General features: G+C 48.3%; 21 protein-coding genes. 8 read left to right on the top strand and 13 right to left on the bottom strand.

All coding sequences use genetic code 11. The features are described 5' to 3' along the window. Positions 1-7 precede the first annotated feature (7 nt). The 12 genes from H70357_RS21710 to H70357_RS21760 form a co-directional block, all read right to left on the bottom strand. Positions 8-880, bottom strand: a complete 873-nt coding sequence (locus H70357_RS21710; RefSeq protein WP_038594020.1) for a carbohydrate ABC transporter permease — start codon at positions 878-880, stop codon at positions 8-10. A gap of 39 nt (positions 881-919) precedes the next feature. After that, positions 920-1,822 (bottom strand): ABC transporter permease, encoded by a 903-nt coding sequence (locus tag H70357_RS21715; RefSeq protein ID WP_038594023.1) that lies wholly within the window; start codon positions 1,820-1,822, stop codon positions 920-922. A gap of 89 nt (positions 1,823-1,911) precedes the next feature. Continuing rightward, positions 1,912-3,519 (bottom strand): extracellular solute-binding protein, encoded by a 1,608-nt coding sequence (locus H70357_RS21720; protein WP_052092172.1) that lies wholly within the window; start codon positions 3,517-3,519, stop codon positions 1,912-1,914. A 387-nt stretch (positions 3,520-3,906) separates the two neighbouring features. Then, entirely contained in the window at positions 3,907-5,847 is a 1,941-nt protein-coding gene (locus tag H70357_RS21725) for an FtsX-like permease family protein (RefSeq protein ID WP_038594026.1), read from the bottom strand. Next, positions 5,844-6,599, bottom strand: a complete 756-nt coding sequence (locus H70357_RS21730; protein WP_038594028.1) for an ABC transporter ATP-binding protein — start codon at positions 6,597-6,599, stop codon at positions 5,844-5,846. The genes H70357_RS21725 and H70357_RS21730 overlap by 4 nt, the downstream gene beginning before the upstream one ends. Before the next feature lie 136 nt (positions 6,600-6,735). After that, positions 6,736-8,124, bottom strand: a complete 1,389-nt coding sequence (locus tag H70357_RS21735; RefSeq protein ID WP_038594031.1) for a WD40 repeat domain-containing protein — start codon at positions 8,122-8,124, stop codon at positions 6,736-6,738. Between the two features lie 67 nt (positions 8,125-8,191). Then, on the bottom strand, positions 8,192-8,500 hold the full coding sequence (locus H70357_RS35430; protein WP_081965878.1) for a DUF1801 domain-containing protein: 309 nt from the start codon (positions 8,498-8,500) through the stop codon (positions 8,192-8,194). Between the two features lie 100 nt (positions 8,501-8,600). Continuing rightward, a complete protein-coding gene (locus H70357_RS21740; protein ID WP_038594034.1) occupies positions 8,601-9,605 on the bottom strand; it encodes a sensor histidine kinase in 1,005 nt (334 codons plus the stop codon). After that, positions 9,602-10,291, bottom strand: a complete 690-nt coding sequence (locus H70357_RS21745) for a response regulator transcription factor (protein WP_038594037.1) — start codon at positions 10,289-10,291, stop codon at positions 9,602-9,604. The genes H70357_RS21740 and H70357_RS21745 overlap by 4 nt, the downstream gene beginning before the upstream one ends. A gap of 158 nt (positions 10,292-10,449) precedes the next feature. Next, positions 10,450-11,148, bottom strand: a complete 699-nt coding sequence (locus tag H70357_RS21750) for a polysaccharide deacetylase family protein (protein WP_038594040.1) — start codon at positions 11,146-11,148, stop codon at positions 10,450-10,452. A gap of 26 nt (positions 11,149-11,174) precedes the next feature. Then, the gene (locus H70357_RS21755; protein ID WP_379144548.1) at positions 11,175-11,777 is read right to left on the bottom strand and encodes a YkoP family protein; all 603 of its coding nucleotides are present in this window, start codon (positions 11,775-11,777) and stop codon (positions 11,175-11,177) included. 244 nt (positions 11,778-12,021) lie between these two features. Continuing rightward, positions 12,022-12,594, bottom strand: coding sequence for a hypothetical protein (locus H70357_RS21760; RefSeq protein ID WP_038594046.1), 573 nt, complete (start codon positions 12,592-12,594; stop codon positions 12,022-12,024). A gap of 174 nt (positions 12,595-12,768) precedes the next feature. On the opposite strand from H70357_RS21760, the gene H70357_RS21765 reads away from it, so the two are divergent. From H70357_RS21765 to H70357_RS21795, 7 genes are all read left to right on the top strand, one after another. Continuing rightward, positions 12,769-13,623 carry an AraC family ligand binding domain-containing protein gene (locus H70357_RS21765; RefSeq protein WP_038594049.1) on the top strand — a complete coding sequence of 285 codons (855 nt, stop codon included), beginning with the start codon at positions 12,769-12,771 and terminating at the stop codon, positions 13,621-13,623. Then, a complete protein-coding gene (locus H70357_RS21770) occupies positions 13,623-14,546 on the top strand; it encodes a DMT family transporter (protein WP_038600152.1) in 924 nt (307 codons plus the stop codon). Before H70357_RS21765 ends, H70357_RS21770 begins: the two co-directional genes overlap by 1 nt. A 147-nt stretch (positions 14,547-14,693) precedes the next feature. Then, complete coding sequence (locus H70357_RS21775) at positions 14,694-15,275, top strand: LysE family translocator (RefSeq protein WP_038594052.1); 582 nt, start codon at positions 14,694-14,696, stop codon at positions 15,273-15,275. A gap of 20 nt (positions 15,276-15,295) precedes the next feature. Then, positions 15,296-16,069 carry an AraC family transcriptional regulator gene (locus H70357_RS21780; protein ID WP_038594055.1) on the top strand — a complete coding sequence of 258 codons (774 nt, stop codon included), beginning with the start codon at positions 15,296-15,298 and terminating at the stop codon, positions 16,067-16,069. A 185-nt stretch (positions 16,070-16,254) separates the two neighbouring features. Beyond that, on the top strand, positions 16,255-17,367 hold the full coding sequence (locus tag H70357_RS21785) for an ArsR/SmtB family transcription factor (protein ID WP_038594058.1): 1,113 nt from the start codon (positions 16,255-16,257) through the stop codon (positions 17,365-17,367). A gap of 51 nt (positions 17,368-17,418) precedes the next feature. Continuing rightward, positions 17,419-19,257: an ABC transporter ATP-binding protein gene (locus H70357_RS21790; protein WP_038594060.1), complete on the top strand. Its 1,839-nt coding sequence runs from the start codon at positions 17,419-17,421 to the stop codon at positions 19,255-19,257. Further along, complete coding sequence (locus tag H70357_RS21795; protein WP_052092173.1) at positions 19,254-21,083, top strand: ABC transporter ATP-binding protein; 1,830 nt, start codon at positions 19,254-19,256, stop codon at positions 21,081-21,083. The genes H70357_RS21790 and H70357_RS21795 overlap by 4 nt, the downstream gene beginning before the upstream one ends. Before the next feature lie 162 nt (positions 21,084-21,245). Here H70357_RS21795 and H70357_RS21800 read toward each other — a convergent pair whose 3' ends face one another. Beyond that, on the bottom strand, positions 21,246-21,704 hold the full coding sequence (locus H70357_RS21800; protein ID WP_038594063.1) for an Lrp/AsnC family transcriptional regulator: 459 nt from the start codon (positions 21,702-21,704) through the stop codon (positions 21,246-21,248). 171 nt (positions 21,705-21,875) lie between these two features. Here H70357_RS21800 and H70357_RS21805 point away from each other — a divergent pair, with 171 nt between their 5' ends. Then, positions 21,876-23,051, top strand: a complete 1,176-nt coding sequence (locus H70357_RS21805) for a serine hydrolase domain-containing protein (RefSeq protein WP_038594065.1) — start codon at positions 21,876-21,878, stop codon at positions 23,049-23,051. Positions 23,052-23,054: the final 3 nt, after the last annotated feature.

Consider the following 23,054-nt stretch of genomic DNA (forward strand, 5'->3'; position numbering starts at 1 on the left):
TTTCAGCTTAGCCCTTGACCGCACCCACCATCATGCCGCTGATAAAAAAGCGCTGCAGGAACGGGTATACGATCAGAATCGGAACGGTGGAGAAAATAACACTGGCCGCCTTCAAGCTCTCAGGCATCAGTTGGGCCATGCCGAGACCCTCCTGCTGCATCAGCTCGCTTACCTGATTGTTCTGTATCATCTGATACAGCTTCAATTGCAGCGGATATAAATCAGGTCTGTTGATATACATTAGAGCATCCTGGAAGCCGTTCCAGCGGCCCACGGCATAGAACAGGCTAAGAGTAGCAAGCGACGGCAGCGACAGTGGAAGGATAATGCGGAACAGGGTGCCCAGGTGAGTAGTACCATCAATTTCTGCCGCCTCCTCCAAGCTTTTGGGAATGCTGTTCAGGAAGGAGATCAGAATGATCATATAGAAGGGACTGATTAATCCGGGCAGTACCAGCGCCCAAATCGTATCGAGGAGATGGAGATTCCGCACCAGGATATAATCCGGAATGATCCCCCCGCTGAAGAACATGGTAATTACAATAATCAGCATGAACCATTTTCGTCCTCGCAGATCCTTTTTAGACAAGGAGTACGCAACAGCTATTGTCATGGCCATAGACAGCACTGTAGCCAGAATAGTCAGGATGATCGTGAAACCCAGGGAGCGGATCATGGACATATCAGAGAAGACCTTGGTATACGCTTCAACATTAAATTCCTTTGGGAAAAAGGTCACCAGCCCCGACATAATCGGGCGGCTAGAGCTTAAAGAAATGGCTACAATATGAATAAAAGGCATCAGGCACAGCAGGATTACAGCAACAATAATCAGGACATTAAGGACATCAAATGTCCGGTTGGATGCGCGCTCGCTCATTCTATTTTCCCCCTTAGTCTCTATTTCGTCCGGCCAGGTCTAAAGTATGCTCTCATCCGCCAGTTTCTTGGATGTATAGTTTGCACCGAGCAGGAAAACAAGTCCTACCAGTGCCTGGAACAACCCTACAGCTGTAGCCAGCGAAATTTGTCCCGATTCAATACCCACGCGATAGACAAAGGTGCTCAGCACCTCGGAGTAATCCCGGACGGCCACATTGCCGACGATAAACGGACGGTCAAAGCCGATAGAGATCATATTTCCCAGGTTGATAATGAGCAGTGTGGCAATGGTTGTTTTGATACCCGGCAAGGAGATATGCAGGATTTTCTTGAACCGCCCCGCACCGTCCACCTCGGCAGCTTCAAACAATTCCTTGTTGATCCCGGTCAATGCCGCCAGGTACAGGATAGTTCCCCAGCCCGCGCTCTGCCATACGCCGACCAGCAAATAAGTAATCAGCCAGTAATTTTTGTCCGAGAGGAATGGAATGGCCTCCAGCCCCAGCCCGGTAATCACATTATTAATGAACCCCGATTCGGTGCCGAATACCTGCAGCACAATCCCGCCGATAATCACCCACGAAATGAAATGGGGAATATAAAGGATGGTCTGGGCAAGCTTTTTGAACCAGCCAATCCGCAGCTCATAGAGCAAAATGGCCAAAATTAGCGGAGCCGGAAAAGAGACGATCAGATCCAGCAGATTAAGCAGCAGCGTGTTGCGCAGTGCCTTGAAGAAATCATTGTTATGAAATACTTCACGGAAAATGTCCAATCCGACCCATTCGCTGCCGCCGATGCCCTGGAAAAAGTTGAATTCTTTAAAGGCAATCTGTACGCCGTACATCGGGCCATATTTAAAAATCAGGAAGTAAATGACCGGCAGGACAAGCAGAGCGTATAATTGCCAGTTTCTGCGTAGATAAACGGTGTTCTTCACTGCCTTCACCCTCCTTCTCTGTGTACGGCCGGCAGGTGGAAGAGACTTCTCCCGCCTCTTCCACCAGAGCAAGCCGTCATCTGTGCTTTTTATTTAGAAGTCATTTCTTTGTAAGCTGCGGTACGTTCATCCTGAATAGCCTGCCCTCCACTGGACATGTAATCTTTAATCATAGAATCATAAGTGCTGTCGAATTGCTCCGGCTTGATCATCGTCAGCTTGACAATGATTTCCTGAAACTTGTCGGCCAGTGTTGTTCCATATTTCGCTTCCGCCTCAATGGGATGATCAAAGCGCACCGGCTGAATTTTATCGACATTGGAGATTTCTACGGATTTGCGCATGTCTGCCTGGAATTTCTCAGGTGTCTGGGCGATATATGCCGCTTCATTCTTGGCATCGTCACCGGCGAATTTGCCGTTTACAATGATCGCGATGTCGCCAAAGTTGTACAGCCGATCCGTCACTTCCTGAGTTGCATCCGCCTTAACCACCGGCACACCGTCAACCAATGTGTAGTTTTCATTCTCCACACCGAACTGAACATCGAACAGGTTTGTTCCCGAAGCCATCCAGTCCAAATATTTCAGTGCGGCTACAGCATTGCTGCTGGATTTCGGGATCATGACATACATAGCGTTAGGGGCATAAGCCGGCTTGGCATGTTTACCTTCAGCATTAGTGAATACATCCACCGGCGTCATCGAAGCACCTGGAACATTACTCTGCAAATTCTCATAGAAATCATTCCAGGTGAAGTACGGCTCTCCCGCATCTTCCGTATAGAAACCAATCTGGCCGTTCTGCAGATTCTGCCACAGTTGCTTCTTATCCTTGTCCAGCCCGAAATCCTTGCTCATCAGGCCTTCATTATATAGTTTATTCATAAATTTCAGCGCATCTTTGAAGCCTGGAAGCAGGGTCGGGTAATCGCTGGATCCCAGCTGCTGGGTCAGGGTGTAGCGTTGCTCATCAGTGAGCGGCTCGATGAATGACCAGATCAGCGGCTCAACTTGTGCGGCAGCGAGACTCACACCGAATGGAATGACTTTCCCACCGGTTCCACCCGGATCTTTATCCTTGAAGGCTTTCAGAGTAGTGTACAGCTCTTCTGTAGTCTGCGGCACCGGCAGCCCCAGCTTGTCCAGCCAGTCCTGTCGGATATATCCGGCATACTTGCCAAGTACAAGTCTTCTGCCCGGCAGAGCAAATTGCTGACCCTTATATTGTCCGTAGGCCAAAGTATCCTCGCCTAGAAACTCTTTGAGGTTGGGTGCATATTGATCGATCAGTTCTGTAAGGTCTGTAAGCCCGCCCTGCTCCGCATATCGGTTGAACGTTCCCGAATCATAGGTAAAGACAATGTCTGGCACTTCGCTTTTACTGGCCATTAATACATTCAGCTTCTGGATTTCTTCCGAACGGGGGACAGGGACAAACTCTACATTAATATTGTTCGGCTTGCCGAACCGCTCTTGCACAAGTCTCGTTAAATAACTGTCTGAGATCGTATAGCCGGAAGGTGTATTCCCGCGGTCGAACACTTCTACCTTTAATGTAGCAGGCGCTGAGGAAGCCGCACCGGCATTTCCGCTTGTATTGTCCTCCTTGGAAGAACATGCGGATAACAGCATTGCGGAGGCTAACATAACCCCCATTGCCGGACTTGCCAACTTCTTAGACCATCTTTTTGTCATTCTCTCATCACCTTTCCCCTTTTGATGTCAGAAAACATATCTTCTAGTGCTGATCGATAGTTAACAGCGCCTTCGATGTCACCTAGTATTACACGAAATTATAAAATCGTACAATAAACCATTTTCCACTCCAAATCGTTTGTTTTTTATGTATGAATACCTGACAAATAAACAATTATCGTCTACACAAACTGCTTTCAACTAGCATACCGGAGACTGCAGGTCCGCCAGTCCGGGTTATTTTGGCCCCGCCGTTTCAGGCTTATACCGGAGTAAGCAATCCTCACACCAGTATAACCACATCCAGTCTGATGTTCATTGGCATAAAATTACATCGCCCTAAAAACGAAAAAAACAGCCTGCCGGAAAGGCAGACTGCTGTAATTTCTATAACGATTCACGGATCACTCTCTTGTAAAAGAGCACCGACAGGAAGCCGAAGACCGAATACAGTATTGTATAGAACAGCATGACCAGGATCATCGGTGTAAGCATTTCAGTACCAAAGAAGAACCAGCCGGATTTGACAGCAAAGTAGCTATGGCTCAGGCCGATGACCAGCGGAATGCCGAAATTGAACAGCTGCTTGAATTGGATGCCGTGCAGAAGGTCGCTCTGGGTAAAGCCCAGTTTGCGCAGGATGGTATAACCGCCTTTTTCCTCCTCGCCTTCATCCATCTGCTTGAAGTAAAGAATACAGCCTGAGGTAATGAGGAAGGTCAGGCCCAGAAACCCGACGATGAACATAATCATCCCCATATTACTCCGCTGGTTCATTTCGTACTCATGCTGGGAAAAGCTTGGCTCCTGCGGAGCCTGGTTCTCGTAAATTTGATTCGCGGTGTCCAATTTCGACCGGTCGGTAATTTCAATCCCATAATAATTCGCTACTTCTTTCTTTTTTTGCAGTTTGGGGTCGAGCACTTTAACCAGTTCCTGATAAACGGACTCATCCACCACGAATACTCCGGAGCCGGAGGCATAATAGACAGGCAGGGTAGGCTGTTTGGATACACCGCTCAGCTGCAGCTTAATCGTCCCGCTTGAAGTCAGGAACCCAACCTCTCCGGTCTCTTTCAGTGTTATTAATTTTTCCAGAGCATTGCTGTAGCCCATGAGACGGGTCTCACCGGGTTCCAATTCTACACCTTCGATGCTGATGTCACTGACAACAGAGGTGGATAGGATGCGGTCCTCGGAAGCTGTGAACGGTGACACGTCCATAATTTGAGTGGCATCTACATCCACCCCAACCGGATAGATATCAATTTCCTTATACTTGATCTGCTCCTTATTGAGCGCTTGAATAAACTTCTCCTTCGCCTCGGTCCGGGCAAAGCCAAAATCATGCGGGGAACTTTCTTTGGCTGTCGCTTCCGCCGAATAATAGGAGATATAGCTTAAAGACAACAACCCGATGGCCAGTGCAGAAACCGTCGTGATGATCGTCAAGAGCAGCGCGTTCGATTTCATCCGGAACATGATCGATGAGAGCGACAGTACCTCGTTGATAGACAGGTAACCCTTTTTGCTCTTGCGGATCGCGTTGAATACAAAGCTGACCGAACCTTTATAGAAGAGGTAGGTGCCGACAATGACTAAGCCGAGAACCAAGATCATGATGATCATTAATTCGTTCATGGCATTGAACTTTCCGCCGAAAAGCTGGGTCGACAGATAATACCCCCCCGCAACAAATCCGATGCCTAGCAACCCCATGATAATCTCCCACAGCGACATTTTTTTAATCCGCTCCTGAGTCGTGGAAGTGACCCTGAACAGGGAAAGGATGCTCTGCCCTTTAATGAACACGTAGTTCATGATCATAATCAGCAGGTATATCGCGGCAAAAACGATCACGGTCTGCAGCAGCGCCTGCGTGGAGAAACGCAGCTTGGCCAATTCATCCACTTCAAGGATTTTGAACAAAATCATCAATATCAGCCGGGACATCACAAATCCCGCACCAATTCCGATGATCATGGAACCGAAATACAGAATCAGGTTCTCCGCGCTGAGCAGTTTGAAGATTTTACCCTTGGTGAGTCCTATCAGCTGGAACAAGCCGATCTCCCGGCTGCGCCGTTTAATGAAAATCGTATTGGCATAGAGCAGGAAAATCGCAACAATGACCACTAGCAGCACAGAAGAGGTGCCGATAGCTGCCCCACCCTTTACCGAACCTTTGACTTCGTCCATGGCCGGATCATATTTAAGGGTCACAAAGGAAAAATACAACGCAACACCGAAGATCAAGGCAAAAACATAAAGATAATAATTTTTAATATTTTTTTTCAGATTGCGCAGAACGATATAATTCAGGCTCATTGCTGGACACCGCCCAATACGCCCTGAGTCTTGATAATGTCGTTGAAGAAGGACTGCCGGGACTCATCACCTTTATTCAGCTGCGTATAAATTTGCCCGTCACGGATAAACACCACCCGGCTGCAATAGCTGGCCGCCACAGGATCATGCGTAACCATGACGATGGTCGCCTGGCGTTTGCTGTTCATGTCAGAAAGCTTGTTCAGCAGGTCAGAGGCCGACTTGGAATCCAGCGCCCCCGTAGGCTCATCTGCAAAAATGATGCTTGGGTCATGCACAAACGCCCTTGCCGCCGATGTCCGCTGCTTCTGCCCGCCGGATATTTCCGAGGGGTACTTATCCTTCAACTCGTAGATCCCCAGTTCGCCCGCTACCTGTTCGAACTTCTGATGGGCATCTTTCTTGGAAATACCTGTGATGGACAGCGGCAGCAGCACATTTTCTTTGACCGTCAGTGTATCCAGCAGGTTATATTCCTGAAAAATAAATCCGAGGTGATGCTTGCGGAATTCAGCCAGCTGTTTCTCCTTCATGCCCGTAAATTCCTTGCCTTCGATTTCGATCGTCCCCTGGCTTACGCGGTCAATGGAGGACAGCACGTTCAGCAGTGTCGTCTTCCCTGAACCGGACGCCCCCATAATGCCGACAAACTCGCCTTTATTTACTTGAAGGTCAATGCCTTTCAAGACCTCTTGTTTATTGAATTTTTTTCCGTAGGTTTTGTAAATTTTATTAGCCTGCATAATGATCATGTTCCACCCACTCCTTTTCTATAGTTCTATCATAAGCGGGATGTTTTTCTTTTTCCTGCGATTCGCCGAACAAAGTGAAGAGGCATGTGACATTGTTGTCACATGCCCGATATCTCCTGAAAAGGCCCTGCCATTCTCAGAATGTATAGGCTGGACTTGCCGTATCCGCCCAAGCCAGCGTTCCATCCGGCATCCATCCGAGCAGCGTGCCCGCAGCCACAAATTCAAATGTCCGGTCAATACGATTGTATACCCAAATAGTGCCGGTATTGGAGGCGTATGCCGCGAGCTTGCCATCTGGCGACCAACGGATCTTCGAGATAGCATAATAGTCCTGCTGGCCTTCATGCGCAAAAATATCCTCCACCACCTGATCCGTTAGCCGCTCATCCTGGACAATCGAGGACTTGCTGCTCCGGATGTCCAAAGCTATCCTGCCGAGCGGATTACTCTCTTCACTGTCTGCTGGGAGAATAAGCACGGAATTGTCCTCCCAAGTCAGTGGATAAACGAACAAGAAGCCATCGCTATGTGACATTGAGGCCGCATTTTCCTTCGAAAAGACCTTATTCCCCTTCTTATCCAGAACCAGCAGATCCGCCCCGGTACCCACATAGTCATCGTGAGCAAATAATACGGCAATTTTGCTGCCATCCGGTGAGGAAGACATTCCGTATACCGGCTTCTCAAAGCTATGCAGCGGCTCGCGCGAGAAATCGTTCAAATCAATTTTGTATAATATCTTGTTTCCCAGAACCATGTAAGTATATTCAGGATAGAAACGGTCGGAATACATTTCATGGTATCCATAGTCATTGCCGTACGAACCCTCCTTAGCCGGAACTGAAGGGATATTCATAATCTTGTCCCCTAAGGCATCGTATAAATGATGTTCCTCTTTCCCGTAAAACAGGAAGGACGGACCGTTCTTACCGTTGTCGTTGATATTTTTGATCCAGCTTGTATCCCAAGCCGGAAGTACCTTGTTCGTATCCGATTGAAAGTTCTTCAGCGTGATACTGCCCTGATTGGCTGAATATTGCACCACGACCTTATTGCGGTACGGCTGATCCTGATTTTTATACGTTCTTCCGTCTGCCGTTTGGGCTTCATCCAGATTAAACAGGCAGGAAAAAGGACTCTCCTCAAGCATGCGAAGACGAATTTGCACAAACCGGGGCGATTCCCATTCCAGTGTATAGCTGAACTCCGTATGTGGATCGCTTGTATTTAGGCTGTTCTTCAGCGCCTGCTCCAGTGAAAGCTTGTCTATGTCGCTATTGGATTTCACTTGCACCAGTTGTTGACCGCTGCTGATACTTTCCAGTTGTTCTATATAGAGAAAGGGTTCTTCTGTACTTACGGGTACTGTGGAGGACGGCGGCGGTGCCAAGGGCGAGCTCTGAGCTTCTGCACTTTTATTGGTATTCACTATGGAAGCATTAACGTTATCCACCGTCGCTTCCGCGTTCTGGCATCCTGCGAGCAATATGGCGGCAACCGCAAACATCGCAAAATAGCGCATATAAACAACTCCTACCTTCAATTTTTATCCAGTATATTTATATTGACGCTTTTTTCGCTCAGATGTTTCAGCACGGACCGCAGGTATGTCCATCTGCAGTCCCTTTAATCCATTGCGCGACGACTTCCGCCAGCTTCTCTTGCTTGCCCTCCACATCCTCCATATCCGTAATTGTCACAATCGCCCGGTCAGCAGCAACCCATTCGAGCAGTCCGGTAAGGTCCTCGAAGAGGTTCCCTTTGACTGCATGCTCTTGTACCTTGGCCCCAGTATGAAAAACAAGCCGGAAAAAACCCTTGCCGTGCAGGTTAAAGGTTATACGATCCTCCCCAGTGAAGCAAAAACTCGGTGCTTTCCATTTGATATGTTCAGAAATTGAGCGACTTGTTCAGGCCCGGATAATTTGACCGGTTTCTTGCCTGGAATTCCGGGCCCATTCTTAGAGTTTGTCATCTTCGCTCATCCTTCCATTATGTTCACATACCTTCAATCTTTACGAACTCATTCTCCCGCGGAAAAATCAATGTAAATACTGTTCCTTGCCCAAGTATAGAATTCACCTGAATATTGATCCCCAGCGGCTCCGCCACTTGCCTAGTCAAATACAGTCCCATCCCGGTAGCGGCCCCTTCCTGACGCCCGCTCGTCGAGGTGAAGCCTTTATCAAATATCCGCGGCAGATCCTTTGGGTCAATTCCCCGTCCAAAATCCTCAACGGTAAGCACAACATGACCGTCTTTTTCCGTGCTCAGGATGAGGATATCGGAAGCTTCACTGTATTTCACGGCATTCGTGAGCAGCTGCCTGAGCATAAAGCCTAGCCACTTGCCATCGGTCAGCACTTCTTCGGCCGTAAGGAATACGTCGAAACCGATGCCTTTGGGAATACACCAGGATTTCAGCGCCCGGATCTCCTTGTTCAGAACCGCCTCCAGCTTGACCCTTTCGATAAACAGGTCATTGCGCATAAAGGGAATCCGTTTCTGGTGAAGCTGCTGGTCGAGCAGATGATGGATCCGCAGCCATTCGTACATTAACTGCTTCTGCAGCGTCTCGTCCGGAAGACGTTCAATCATCAGCTGCATGGCCGTTAGCGGAGTTTTGACCTCATGAATCCACGACAGCAGATCATCCTTCTCTGATTCCAGCAGCTGAAAATTCACCGAGGTTTCCTGCCGGTAACGTTCCGTTTGGGTGATCACGGCTTCCTGCACTACCTTTTCGAACGGGCTCTCGGCTTCCCCCAGAACACCAAGATCATAAGTTTGATCCCAGGCTTCCATGTTTCTGTAGAACCGGGTTTCCTTGGGATATCGGAGAAATACAAATGCGGTACAGACCAGCAGATTCAGCAGTATTATGTACAGCATCGGCATTAACGGAATAGACGCATCGAGATAGACTACTAACAGAAGGAGCAGCTGCAGCACGACCAGCAGGAGCAGCCAGCTCCGTTTCTCTTTAAGGTATTTCCAGATCATAACGCCGCCTCTTCAGTTGCCATATACCCTTGTCCCACCCGGGTTTCAATGTAAGTGTCCAACCCCAGCGGTTCCAGCTTTTTGCGCAGCCGGTTCACATTCACGGTCAGCGTGTTGTCGCTCACAAAATGCTCATTGTCCCACAGATCCTTGATCAGGTCTTCGCGGTTTACAATCTGATCTTTGCGCTCTACCAGGATCTTCAGGATAAACGTCTCATTCTTAGTAAGCAGAGCAGCGCCAAGACTGTTGGTTACAGTGTTCTTCACATATTCAATCGTAGCTCCGCGCCATGTCTTCAGCTCCGTCCGCTCAGTGCTATAGTTGTACACCCGGCGCAATGTGGCTTGGATTTTGGCGATCAGCACCTCGAAATGAAACGGCTTCTGAATAAAATCATCGGCTCCCAGCTGCATAGACATCACCATATCGCTCGGATGATCGCGTGAGGACAGAAAGATAATCGGCACATTGGAATGTGCACGCAGCAGCCGGCACCAGTGGAACCCGTCAAACTGCGGCAGCTGAATATCGATCACGACCAGCTCCGGTTTGACCACCGTGAATTCCTGCAGCACCTTGCCGAAATCCGAAATGCCATAGACTTCATAGGACCACTGTGACAACCGGTCCTTGATCTCATTGAATAACGTAACATCGTCTTCGATAAGCATAATTTTAAACAAATAAAGCCACCCCGCTTTGAATCTTTGGACAGATTCATCTTTTTGTAGTGTCCATCTACATTATCATTAACTATTTCGTTATGCCAGGTCAATATTACTTAATCCCCTTTACAGGAAAAACCCTCTGCGCACACAACGCAGAGGGTTCAATATGAGTATTATGCCATTTCATCCAATCGTACGAATCTAAGGTGTCTTGTCTTCAATTGCGGCAGCACCTCGTCTAAAGCCTCCAGCATAAAATGAGGTGCCTGTGAGTCTGCACCCACTGTCTCGCCGCTGTCATGCAGCAACACAACGGAGCCGCCAGTAATTTGGTCAAGCAGCTTTGACTGGAGGCGGGTCTGACAGACCCGGCTGCTCCAGTCACCTGCCGTAATTGACCATAACGCAATCCGGTACTCCTTGTAACGGAAGTAATCAAACATATTCATTAAGCCCCAGGGCGGACGATAGTGGTCGGGTCTGGTGCCAACAATACCTTCTATAATATCTGCGGAACGATCCAGATGTTCACTGCGAATCGTTTTAGGCAGCATTAGCCAGTTGGAAGTATGACAATAATTATGTATGCCAATCTGATGGCCCTCACGGTCGATTCTTCGAACAAGCTCTGGATACCGTTCCGCTTGCGATCCCAGTACGAAAAAGGTTGCCTTAACCTGATGCCGTTCCAATAAATCGAGTAATTTCGGTGTATATTCCGGATGTGGCCCATCATCAAAAGTGAAGGCCACCTCTCCCTTTCCTTTACCTTTGCGGAAGACCCCCCATCCGGTCATCCGCGAGATTAAGCTTGGAATGAACATATAAAGAGTGGCAATACAGAGTATTCCTCCTATTAAATAGTTAAACATGCTTCCCCTCCCCCTTTATTGGCAGCTTATCCGGACAGACGCTGTTCGGGTGAGAAACGCTTCTTCAGCGATCCCCGCGAGTGAACCAGAAGCATGGGTACAAGCTGATCAGTGCGCCGGTCAATTCTTTTTCTTCCTTCCGGATGCATAGCTGACAGCAGCAGGCGGAGGTAGACTGTTGTAATTCTCGTAAAAAATCCCGATTTCATCTGCTGCTGCTCAAAGCCCAGACCATGTGTCAAACCGCGATGGAGCAGCGTGATACCCATTAACGCTTTCACCTGCTGATACTCCGACTGCGATTCAAAGGCTTCATTAATTTGCTTCATTGATTTACGCAGCATCCGGGCCGTTTGCAGTGCCGCACGATCCGAGCCTTCGGACTTAATAAGCTTCAGAATTTTTTCATTGTCCAGGTGAAGCTCCCCTACCCACTCTCCCTTGTGGATAACTGTTGAATCCTGGCATACAATGGCCTCGCCCCGATGTTTTTTTAGCATCACCGAGCATATGCCAAAACGCGATGTACTCGCTCCCCGAAAATATGTAAGCACTGAAAATGCTTTTTCCCACATCATCCAGAGGTTTTGAACCGTAGTTTTCCGTATTTTGATTCCCAAATGATACACCTTCCTTACTTAGCTGTTCTTTTCCCTAATTACTATAGTAGTGATCAGAAATTTCTTTTTTCTTATGTAATTCTTACGTTATTCTTAAGTTGTTATTGCCCCTAATACTCTACTCCTTTCAATGCAATCCGCTGTGTTATCACACTTCCTTTATTTGACGCTATAGATAGGAATTCCCCTGCAACCGGACCAGCGATCACAGAGAAATGAGAAGGGAATGCCTTCCCTTGTTTATTTACATCCTTCATTCTTCCAGACTCATAATCATTGAATGTAAACGGATGCCTTCCGGCAAATTTTCCTTGGCGACACTGATAAGAGATCTGGTAAACAATTTTCCTGGCATTTCTTTGTCCGATGGATTCTGATCACTCACAGGCACTGCCTCAATTTTTAAAATCGGTTTTTCTGCAGCGGCATATTCAGCGGGAAGTGTCAACGATTTCACCTCAAATCCCTTTGTTACCGACTCTGTTTCCCCGATGCTCACGCAAATGAAATACTCTGTGGGGGTTTCCTTCACTAGATATCCGCCGGGTGCTGAATTTTCGTACTCTTTATACCGGTCCGTTACTTCCTTCAGTAGATTTTCGGTATTACTCCACTCCCAAGTGAAATCAGGCGAATGCTTGGAGTAGAGATGTTGTGTAAACGGGATACTTGCACTCTGTTTATTACTATCTATTTCTACGGTTTCAGTTTCAGTCTTAGTTGCCGTTACTCTATGATTCCTATTTCCTTCTATGTCTGCGCTGCACCCCAGCTGCAAGCCTAACATCAGCGTGATGATACAAGCCCCATATCTTGTTCTGGACAATGCTTAATCCCCCTTATTGGCAAACTTCCTTTTTCGCTTCTTCCCGGAAATCATACCACAATTAGACTTTTCTGTAAGGCCGTTCAGTACCTCTGCTCCAGCAACATCATTCAAGAAATGTTCTGTTGTTCATATTATAATGGTTACATAGAACCAGAAAAGAAGGTGCAGACAGTGACTCGTGAAGTACGTACGGTAGTCTATGATACGGACTTAAAGCTTGAAGCGTATCGGTTTGAAGGAATAATGCAGAAGTTCCCCAACCATTTCCATGACTACTATGTCATTGGATTCATTGAACAGGGCAAGCGGTATCTGGTATGCAATCATGAAGAGTATATTCTTAATAGCGGAGATGTGATTATCTTTAATCCGCAGGATCCCCACGCCTGTGAACAGCTGGACGGCAGAACGCTTGACTATCGCTGTATCAATATAGAGCCGGAGATAATGCGCCAGTATGTGCTGGAAATTACGGGGGCGGGCGATCTGCCCAGATTCACACCAACTGTTCTTTACCAGAGTGAGCTGGCCTTGTCCCTGCATGAGCTGCACCGGATGCTGCTGGAGGAACAGTCCGATTTCCAAAAAGAAGAACTATTCCTGTTTCTGCTGGAGCAGCTCCTGAGAGAATACTCCGACGCAGAACTCCCTAGCCCCAACCGGGAGCTTACCACGGAAATCAAAAGCATTTGCCAGTACATTGAGTCACATTATATGGAGAGCATTACGCTGAATCAGTTAACAGCCTTGACCGGCTTGAGCAAATATCACCTGCTGCGTCTATTTACGAAACAAAAAGGGATATCGCCCTATTGCTACCTGGAAACGATTCGGATTAACCATGCCAAACGCCTGTTGGAACAAGGGATGCTGCCCATTGAAGTGGCGCTCCTGACCGGATTTAGTGATCAGAGCCATTTCACCAATTTCTTCAAGAAGCTGATCGGTCTAACGCCTAAGCAATATATGCGCATATTTACAACCCGGCAGACAGAATCAAAGCCATCTCCGGAGAATACGCCATGATGGAGGAGCGCAAGGCCACTACCGGACATCTGCTCGCGTTGCTTACCATTCTGATCTGGGGTACAACTTTTATCTCTACTAAAATACTGTTAGTTGACTTTACGCCCATTGAAATTCTGTTCTTCCGCTTTATCATCGGTTACATCGCATTGTGTCTTATTTATTCGCGTCCGCTTCGGACGAAATCATTCAAAGAAGAGCTGCTGTTTATCGCGGCTGGGCTCTGTGGGGTAACGTTATATTTTCTAGTGGAAAATATCGCCCTTGTCTATACGCTCGCATCCAATGTTGGTGTGATTGTTTCGATTGCGCCCTTCTTCACGGCGCTTGCCGCTCACTTCTTCCTGGAGGAAGAGAAGCTGAATGCGCAGTTTATGACCGGGTTTCTGATTGCGCTGGCCGGGATTGTGTTAATCGGGCTGAACGGGAGTTTCAACCTGCAGCTGAATCCCATTGGAGATTTGCTGGCCTTCCTGGCCCCTGCCTTATGGGCAATCTATTCCGTACTGATGCGGAAAATAAGCGAATTGCAGCATCATACGATCGGGGCTACCCGCAGAGTGTTTTTTTATGGGCTGCTGTTTATGCTGCCTGCGCTTTTACTGTTTGATTTCCGTCTTGGCCTGGACAGATTACTCAGCCTTTCCAATGTATCCAACCTTCTTTTCTTGGGACTGGGAGCCTCGGCACTCTGTTTTGTCACCTGGAACCGGGTGGTCGGAATCCTTGGAGCGGTAAAAACAAGCGTGTACATCTATATTGTGCCTGTAGTTACAGTTGCCGCTTCCGCCCTGTTCTTGCATGAGAATATCACTTGGGTCACAGTGGCGGGAACCTTGCTCACCCTCGCCGGCTCCTATATTTCAGAGCGCAAAGCAAAAACGATCCCCCGGAAGCGGATCGCTGTAAAAAGTGCGGATTGAGTCTGTCCGTATGCTTATTTGAACGTAAATCCGCTGTGGATGGTGCCACCTGCTTGTTTCACCTGTTCGGCGATTTCTGCAATAATATACTATATGCATGCTAAGATCACCTGTATTATTCATGGGAATAGACTTTAGGAGGTCCTCATGAATATTACAGCTTTTATCATCTATTGCGTTGTTATCACCATCACACCCGGGCCCACCAATATTGTGATCTTATCTTCTGTGCAGCATTTCGGGGCAAGAAAGACCATGAAATATGTATACGGAGCCACGATTGCCTTTGGCCTGCTGCTTGCCGCTTCTGCTGTGCTGAACCATGTGCTTGCCGGAGTGATCCCGAATATTGTGGGTATTATGCAGATCATCGGCAGTGTCTATATGCTCTATCTTGCCTATCAAATCTACAAGATGAATACAGGGGAGGCCACACCGTCCCACAATACCAATTTTTTGTCAGGCCTAGTGATGCAGTTTGTGAATCCAAAGGTGATCATATTTACTTTAACGGTGATTCCCAGCTATGTGATGCCTTACTATTCCTCCTCTTTAGCATCATTTCAGTTTGTAGCTATTATTACGGTTATCGGGTTTCTGGCATTTATGACCTGGGTCATCTGTGGAACAGTCTTCAAGAAATTTCTCCAGCAGCATCAAAAAATAGTCAATATCCTAATGGCGCTGTTTCTGGTATACTCTGCAATTATGGCGTCGGGAATCGTATAAAGAATGTTGGGGGTGAGGGTATGGAGCAATTTACGTATAAAAAATCTGCAGATGTCATTGCTCTGGCAGCAAGTTTCGCCGATTTCACCTATAAAAAACATTGCCACGAGGAGTATGCTGTCGGCGTAACCCTGCGCGGCATTCAGCAATATAATTTGAGCGACAGCTTCCAGTCCTCCCACAGGAATGGCGTCATGCTGTTTAACCGCGAGCAGTATCATGACGGCAGGTCCTACGATAAGGAAGGCATTGATTATGTCATGCTCTATATCAAGCCTGAGCTGGTAGCCGAGATCCTGGGGAAGAAAGAGCTGCGTTTCCAGTCCCCTATCGTCTACGACGTCAGCCTGGCACGAAGCATCTGCGCCCTCAGCCGGGCCATTCTGGACGGTAACGACGAAACGCTGTGTACGGAGCAATTGATCCATTTAATCGGCATGTTATCCAAAACAGCGATAGATGCAGAGCAGCGGAAGAATAACCGGCTAGTGAAACAGGCGAAGGAAATGATGTACGGCAGCATCGGCAATGTGCTCAAACTGGATGATCTTTGTACAGAGTTTGGGATGTCCAAATACCAGTTGATCCGCGAGTTTAAGGCCCATACAGGGATCTCGCCTTATCAGTTTTTTCTGAATTGCAAGGTGGAACATGCCAAACGGTCCATTGAGGCCAGCAAGGATATCTACACGGCCGTAGCGGAATACGGATTTGTAGATCTGACACATCTGAACAGGCATTTCAAAAGTATGTTCGGGATTACTGCATATGAGTACATGACACAATTACAATAATACAATTACGGATCACCCAGATGCCTATGGCATCTTTTTTTTGCCGTTTTATGGCTTGGATCTCCATCATAAATTTACTCTTTACAAAATATTGACTATGGGTTATTTTAACATTAAGTAATTATTAAATATTAACCAACTATCTATAATATTTAAATTATTCAAACTTGAAATTGGAGGACAGTATGGAAATTGCGATGAAGGATATGTTATTGAACAATATCAATTTTGCTTACAATGAGGCCATCGAATTGATAGTGTCCATGGGAATGATCGCTTGTGAGGGAGAGCTGACCTCCATGGCAGAGGATTTAAAGATTGAGATGGACCCACTCGTAGCAGCCTACTATGAGGACGCACGGGTCCGTTTGTCACCTCATTCCTACCGGGAGCTTCAGTTTTTTTTCAACTATAACTTTTTCCACAAGGCACTCGATTTTGCTTTCTACGAATCCATCTGCACTTATCCTGATCCACAGACTGCAGAAGCATGGATTGAACGGCTGGAGCAGAGACCGGCAGAACAAGTGGTAGCCGAAATGGTGTATGGCGTGTATTCCGATAAATTGGAAGATCTGCTGGAAGGCAATGACTGGGAGGAAGTCAAGAAGGATGTTCATTTGATGTCTGAGCTTGTGGCAAGAACGAAACCCCAGCCTGAGGTTGCCGGGGCGCAAGGACCGCTGCTTGAATGTCTTGCTTTCCCGGAAGAAACGAAACTGCGGTATATGCAGCTGCTCCGTCAATTCTACAAGGATGTCTTTACCTATTGGAAAGAGCGGTTACAAATGGAGTCTGAACAAGCCACTCTACATTACGAAGCGCTTTTCCTGGCCGATCCCGTCCGCTTCATTAGGGATATTAACAAAAATGAGCCTGCGCTGTATGATGTACCGACGACTTTTCATATCAGCTTCTTTTCGCAGGTGGGCAATCATTTCCTTAATTTCTGGACGGAGGCTGGAAGGGTCGGATGGGTGATATTTGGTGTACTCAACGACCGTGTATACGGACCTGCTGCTGACCGGGAGAAGACAGAACTTTTCTTAAAAGCATTCTCGGATAAAAGACGCCTCGACTTCCTGCTGCTGTTAAAAAAACGCCCGCATTACGGGCAGGAAATCGCCGCGGCCCTTGGCATTACACCGGCAGCTGTGAATTACCATTCCAACTTCTTATTCTTTCTGGACCTTCTGGAAATTAAAAGAGAGGATCACCGCTTATATTACCATCTGCGCATAGATAGATTACGGGAATTGCTGGCCTTAACCGCAAAAGTCATGCTGGATGAAGATTAGACTGGCTTAACAGGAGTACAGGAAAATTTGAGAATAAGGGGAGTGTCCCTCGTGAGTGAATCAAGCCATGCAGCAGCCGGCAACAAGGAATCCGCTGCTGTTTCCAGCACAACTTTCCGTTTATTTAAACTTGGCAGGCCTTATTTAGGCTGGTACATTCTATTATGCGCCCTGGCAGCAGTCATCTCTCTTACAACGGTTGGTGTAGCCGAAGCTTTACGGCGAATTATTAATTCGGCTACAAATCACAATATGCCGGGCCTGACTTCCGCTACCCTGTTTGCCGTTGCCATTATGTTCGTCGATGCCGCAGCCAACTTTCTAAAAAGCTATTTGTCAGGTGTACTTGAGGTCAAGTCGACCTCCCGGCTTCAGGTATCACTTCTGGGCAGACTGCTGAACGTGCAAATGAAAGAGCTGGATCGTTATCATTCTGCAGATCTGATCAGCCGGATTAATGATTCCGCCTCTGCGGCCCAGCATGGAATCAACCAGAAAACCATTGACCTGTTCAGCAATCTGCTGCAGATTGCTTTCCTTCTCACATATCTGTTATCTCTTCAATTTGCGTTAACCTTGGGAACAATCATCATTTGCTCCCTGGTTCCACTCGTCATGCTTCCCTTCACTTCCCGGCTGCGCTCCATGCATGAGCAAAGACAGAAGATCGAAACCGCGCAGCAAATGTTTATTCAGGATACAGTCCAGGGTGCCGAAGTCGTGCGTGCCTTCTCTCTTGCCCCCAGGCTGCACCAACAATTTGCCGCCCGGGTAAAACAATATTTTACTATTCATATACCGCTCACCCGTTTAGAAGCTGTTGGCTATAATATGCCACTGGTCGTTATCCTTGGCGGACTGCTCTACGTCCTCTCTTTTGGCGGATATCTGGTCATCGGGGGGCGTCTGGATGTGGGAGCCGTGGCGGCCTTTCTGATCTGTTTTGAGCAGATTTCAAATCCGGTCTCGAAGCTGGCCAACCTGTGGACGGAATTGCAGATGTCTTTAGCGCAAGGCAAACGGATGTTTGAAGTGCTGGATTTACCGGAGGAAGAGGCAAATTACGAAGCCGCAGCTTTAAATTCCCGGATTGAGATAACTGAAGAGCCCGATCCGGAAATGATCAGCCGATCCGATATTTCTTTTAACAACGTAAGTTTCCACTATGATGCCGCTCCAGTATTAAACAATGTGCAGCTTACCATACGACCCGGCAAGGTGACTGCATTAGCAGGCCCCAGTGGCAGCGGAAAAAGCACCCTGCTCCATTTGCTGCTCGCAGCCTATGAACCGGACGAAGGGGTTATCTGCTGTGGCGTTCACTCCTTAACCAGAATCCCGCTCCGGCTCTGGCGTGAGCGGATTGCCTACGTGTCCCAGGAGCCTTATCTGTTCTCCGGCACTTTCCATGAGAATATAGCCTGGGGAAGATCGGGTGCCACAACGGAAGAGGTCATCCAAGCAGCCCAAAGAGCCGGCATCCATGAAGTCATTATGAGAACGCCCTTACAATATGAGACTACTATTGGGGAACGGGGGTTAACATTATCGGGCGGTGAACGGCAGCGTCTCTCCATTGCCCGGGCGTTTGTCCGCGAGCCCAAACTTCTGCTGCTCGATGAACCTACGGCCGCACTGGACAGCCACAATGAGGAGCTGATCCAGCAAGCCCTCAGGGAACTCATGCATGACCGGACAACAGTCGTTATTGCCCATAGATTGTCCACTATCCGAGACGCCGATCAGATTTATTTCATGGAAGCAGGATCTGTAGCAGAAACAGGCACACATCAGGAGTTAATGGCACTAGAAGGCAAGTACTTCAAAATGGTTGAGACTTCGATGAAGCAGAATCACGATTTGCTTGAGGTCAGGGAGGGTCTGGAATGAATGCAAAAGCGTCCGCTAAACTCAAGCTTGGATATGTACTGCGCAGGTTGATGACCTTCTCAACCCCCTACCGTATCGGGTTAATGGCGGCTGTATTACTGCTCTCGGCAAGGCTGGTCTTGGACATCGGCTTTGCAGCCATCCAGCAGGTGTTTATTGATACCATCAACAGCTCTAATATGCATTCCCTTACACGCATTACCGTTATTTGCGCCATCGTCTGTTTTATCATTATTATCTGCCTCATGCTGCAGCATTACTTCCGCTTTATTACAGAGAGCCAAATGGCTTGGGCGATTCGCGCCAAGCTGTTCGACAAGACCCACCGGCTTCCCTTCCGTGAAGTCCAGTCCATGCATTCCGGAGATTTGGTCTCGCGCAATAACCGGGATGCAGGTGCGGCCATTGGCATGATTAACGGCATCGTCTATGATTTGGGCTATAATCTGCTTTTATGTCTCGTTTCTTTTCTGTACCTGGCGAAAATGGATGTCTGGATCGCGCTGCTTGCGCTCGGTTCGGGACCAGTTGTGTTTCTTTCCGGACGCTTCTTTGACCGCAGACTCCGCAAACTGTACACGGAGATCCATCAGAAGGAAGCTGAGCTGCGGGGTATTCTGCAGGAAACGCTGCAAGGAATGAAAGTGGTCCGGGCCTTTTCCCTGGAGGACAATCTCTTGAACCGGTATGCAGCCGGACGTGAGCAGTTGAACCGGCTGCAGCGCCAAAGAGCACTGCTGAACACGCTGCTCTGGCAGTCCTCTGCCTTTATCAACAATATCGTAATGGTGGCCTGCGCTGCGCTGATCGCAGTCTCTGCCGTAAGAGGCGGAACAACAGCCGGTGAAGTACTCGCCTTCATCATTCTGATGGGACGGGTACAGTGGCCTTTTGTCCACATGTCCCAGACCTGGGGTGGTGTTCAAGAAGCGTTAGGAGCAGCTGACCGCGTATTCGCTGTACTGGATGCAGATGAGGAAGGAGCACCACATTCTTCTCCGGCTTCATCCCCTCCTCCCTCTGCTTCCGAGAAGTCGGCTGCATTAAGCCTGCAAGAGGTCAGCTATAGCTATTCCGGCCGAATAGAAACGGAGCCGCCGCTGTTTGAAGGCTTCAGCCTGCAAATTCAGCATGGAGAAACGGTCGCAGTTGTAGGCCCAAGCGGTTCCGGCAAAACAACGCTTGCCCGCTTATGCTGTGGATTGTATGAACCCGATGCCGGCAGCATCTCGGTTTATGGAAGACCGGTTCAGGAGCAGCTGGAAGAAGCCAGGGCACAGGTTACTTATGTACCGCAATCCCCTTATTTGTTCTCTGGTACGATTAGAGACAATATAGCCTTCAGCTCTAATTCAGCCAGTGAACAAGAAATTCACGAAGCCGCCCGGCTTGCGGGCGCAGCCGAGTTTATCACGAAGCTTCCGGGCGGATACGATACGGTCATCGGTGAACACGGCTCGAGTCTTTCCGGCGGACAACGGCAGCGAATCGCTATAGCCCGGGCCTTTCTTCGTGATGCACCGCTGCTTCTGCTGGACGAAGCCACCTCTGCTCTGGATAACGAATCTGAGCGGTTGGTTCAGGAAGCGTTAGATCACTTGATGAACAACAGGACAACACTGGTAATTGCGCACAGGCTTTCAACCGTACGGAACGCATCCAGAATTGTTGTACTGGATCAGGGGGTTATTACCGAGGAAGGCACACATGATGTTTTGCTCGCCCAAAACGGGCTTTATGCACAGTTATATAACCTCCAGTTTAAAGCAGCAGAGGCAGAAGCCTCCCTATTTGAAGAATCACATGCAGCTATACAGCCTGCTTAGCAATATATTCTAAATCTTAATATTTTCAAAACATCCCAATCGGGGTTGAAAAGCTCCCTTTCTGGATAGAACGGATCAGCTCCGCCTGATAGACTGTACATAATGCCCACGGCTAAATATCCCAGTGGGCATTTGTGTTCATGAACATCAGGCGGGGGCTGATTAACTCAGCATATTTATTGGTGTTTCTCCCAGTGAAGGGATGAGGAATTTATGATCGATCGGAGATGACATCACGATTAGAATCGTGTAGGTCCCGTATCTATCACATTGATTTCCGAACTCTTCAAGCGCTCGCGTAGAATCGCTAATCACTTTCAATAAATAGTTGTGCTCCCCGCTTATCCGGTAACATTCGACGACATCGGGAGCCGCCCGGCAGAAATCAAGGAATGCGTTACAATCTCTAGAATGAAACAATATATAGGCGGCAGCCTGTTTGCCAATCTTTTCAGGGGATATGATGGTGCGATATTCACTGATGATCCCCTTCTCCTCCATGCGTTTAACCCTCTCTGTAACTGCAGGCTGTGATAAGCCGACGTTTTTCCCCAGTTCTGTCATAGAAATTCTCGCTTGGCTCTGCAGGTGGAACAGGATTTGCTTATCTACATGATCCATTATAGTCAGCTCCTTTAAAATTCAGGTCAATTGGATAAAACAAATATAATTTAATCGTTTTACAGCCGAGTTACCTTTGTTACGTTATGTAACCAAGGTAACTTATTTTATATAATAAGCCTACAATAGTAAAGTGTCCAAGACTTTAACTATTCCGAGAGGATGGAGCCCATGTGTACATTATATTCAAACCCAAGTGATCCGCAATGTTTGTCGGGCCGCATCGATGAAGTGATGGATCGGACGCTTGCCGACAAGAGGCTGGTCGGTGCCGTCATTAAAGTAGCAATAGACGGAACAATGGTTTACAGCCGCGCTGCCGGTTATGCTGACCGCGGTCTGAACCGGCTCATGAGAGAAGATGCTTTATTCCGGCTCGCCTCGGTCACCAAACCTATTGTTTCCACGGCTGCCTTAGTACTGGTTGCACAAGGGCGCCTGCAGTTGGACGACCGTGTTGACCGTTGGCTTCCGGAGTTCCGCCCACGCTTGCAGAACGGCGAACTTGCGCAATTGACGGTCCGCCATCTAATGACGCATACAGCCGGTCTGTCTTACCGGTTCTTCCAGGAAGAAAATAGTTCCTATCAGCGGGCAGGGATTTCGGACGGCATGGATCAGTCCGGAATCACACTGGAAGAGAATATGCGCCGCCTCGCCTCTGTGCCGCTTCTCTACACGCCAGGCACAGAGTGGAGATATTCCATAGCAACGGATGTGCTGGGTGCAGTCATAGCCAAGGTCACAGAAACAACGCTCGGCGAAGCCATAGATTCACTGGTAACCAAACCGCTCGGCATGAGTGACACCGGGTTCATTGCAGCTGATCCAGAACGGCTGGCCACCCCCTATGCCAACAACTACCCGGAGCCGCGGCCATTACTTGATCCGGACAAGATTGCCTTTGTGGACGGTACAGCAGGCTTCCTGCTTGCTCCAGGCCGGGCACTTGATGCCGCCGCCTATCCCTCCGGTGGAGCCGGCATGGTTGGCAGTGCCGGGGACTTTTTGCACCTGCTGGAAACATTGCGCCAGGGCGGGGGCCCTTTGCTGCCGGAATCTCTGGTTCACGAAATGACTACCAATCAGATCGGTGACCTGCCTATGCCCTTTTGGCCAGGACGGGGATTCGGTCTTGGCATTACAGTGCTGAAAGACCCTGCCGCCGCAAACACTCCTGAATCACCGGGAACATGGCGGATGGGCGGCACTTATGGCCATTCATGGTTCGTCGATCCTAAGCAGCGGCTAAGCGTTGTGGCATTTACAAATACCTTACTGGAAGGCATGTCCGGCCAGTTTACGGTTGACCTTTGTGAAGCGATTTATGCCAGCATCAGATCATAAAGA

Source organism: Paenibacillus sp. FSL H7-0357 (assembly GCF_000758525.1).
In the GTDB taxonomy this organism is placed as follows: Bacteria; Bacillota; Bacilli; order Paenibacillales; family Paenibacillaceae; genus Paenibacillus_AQ.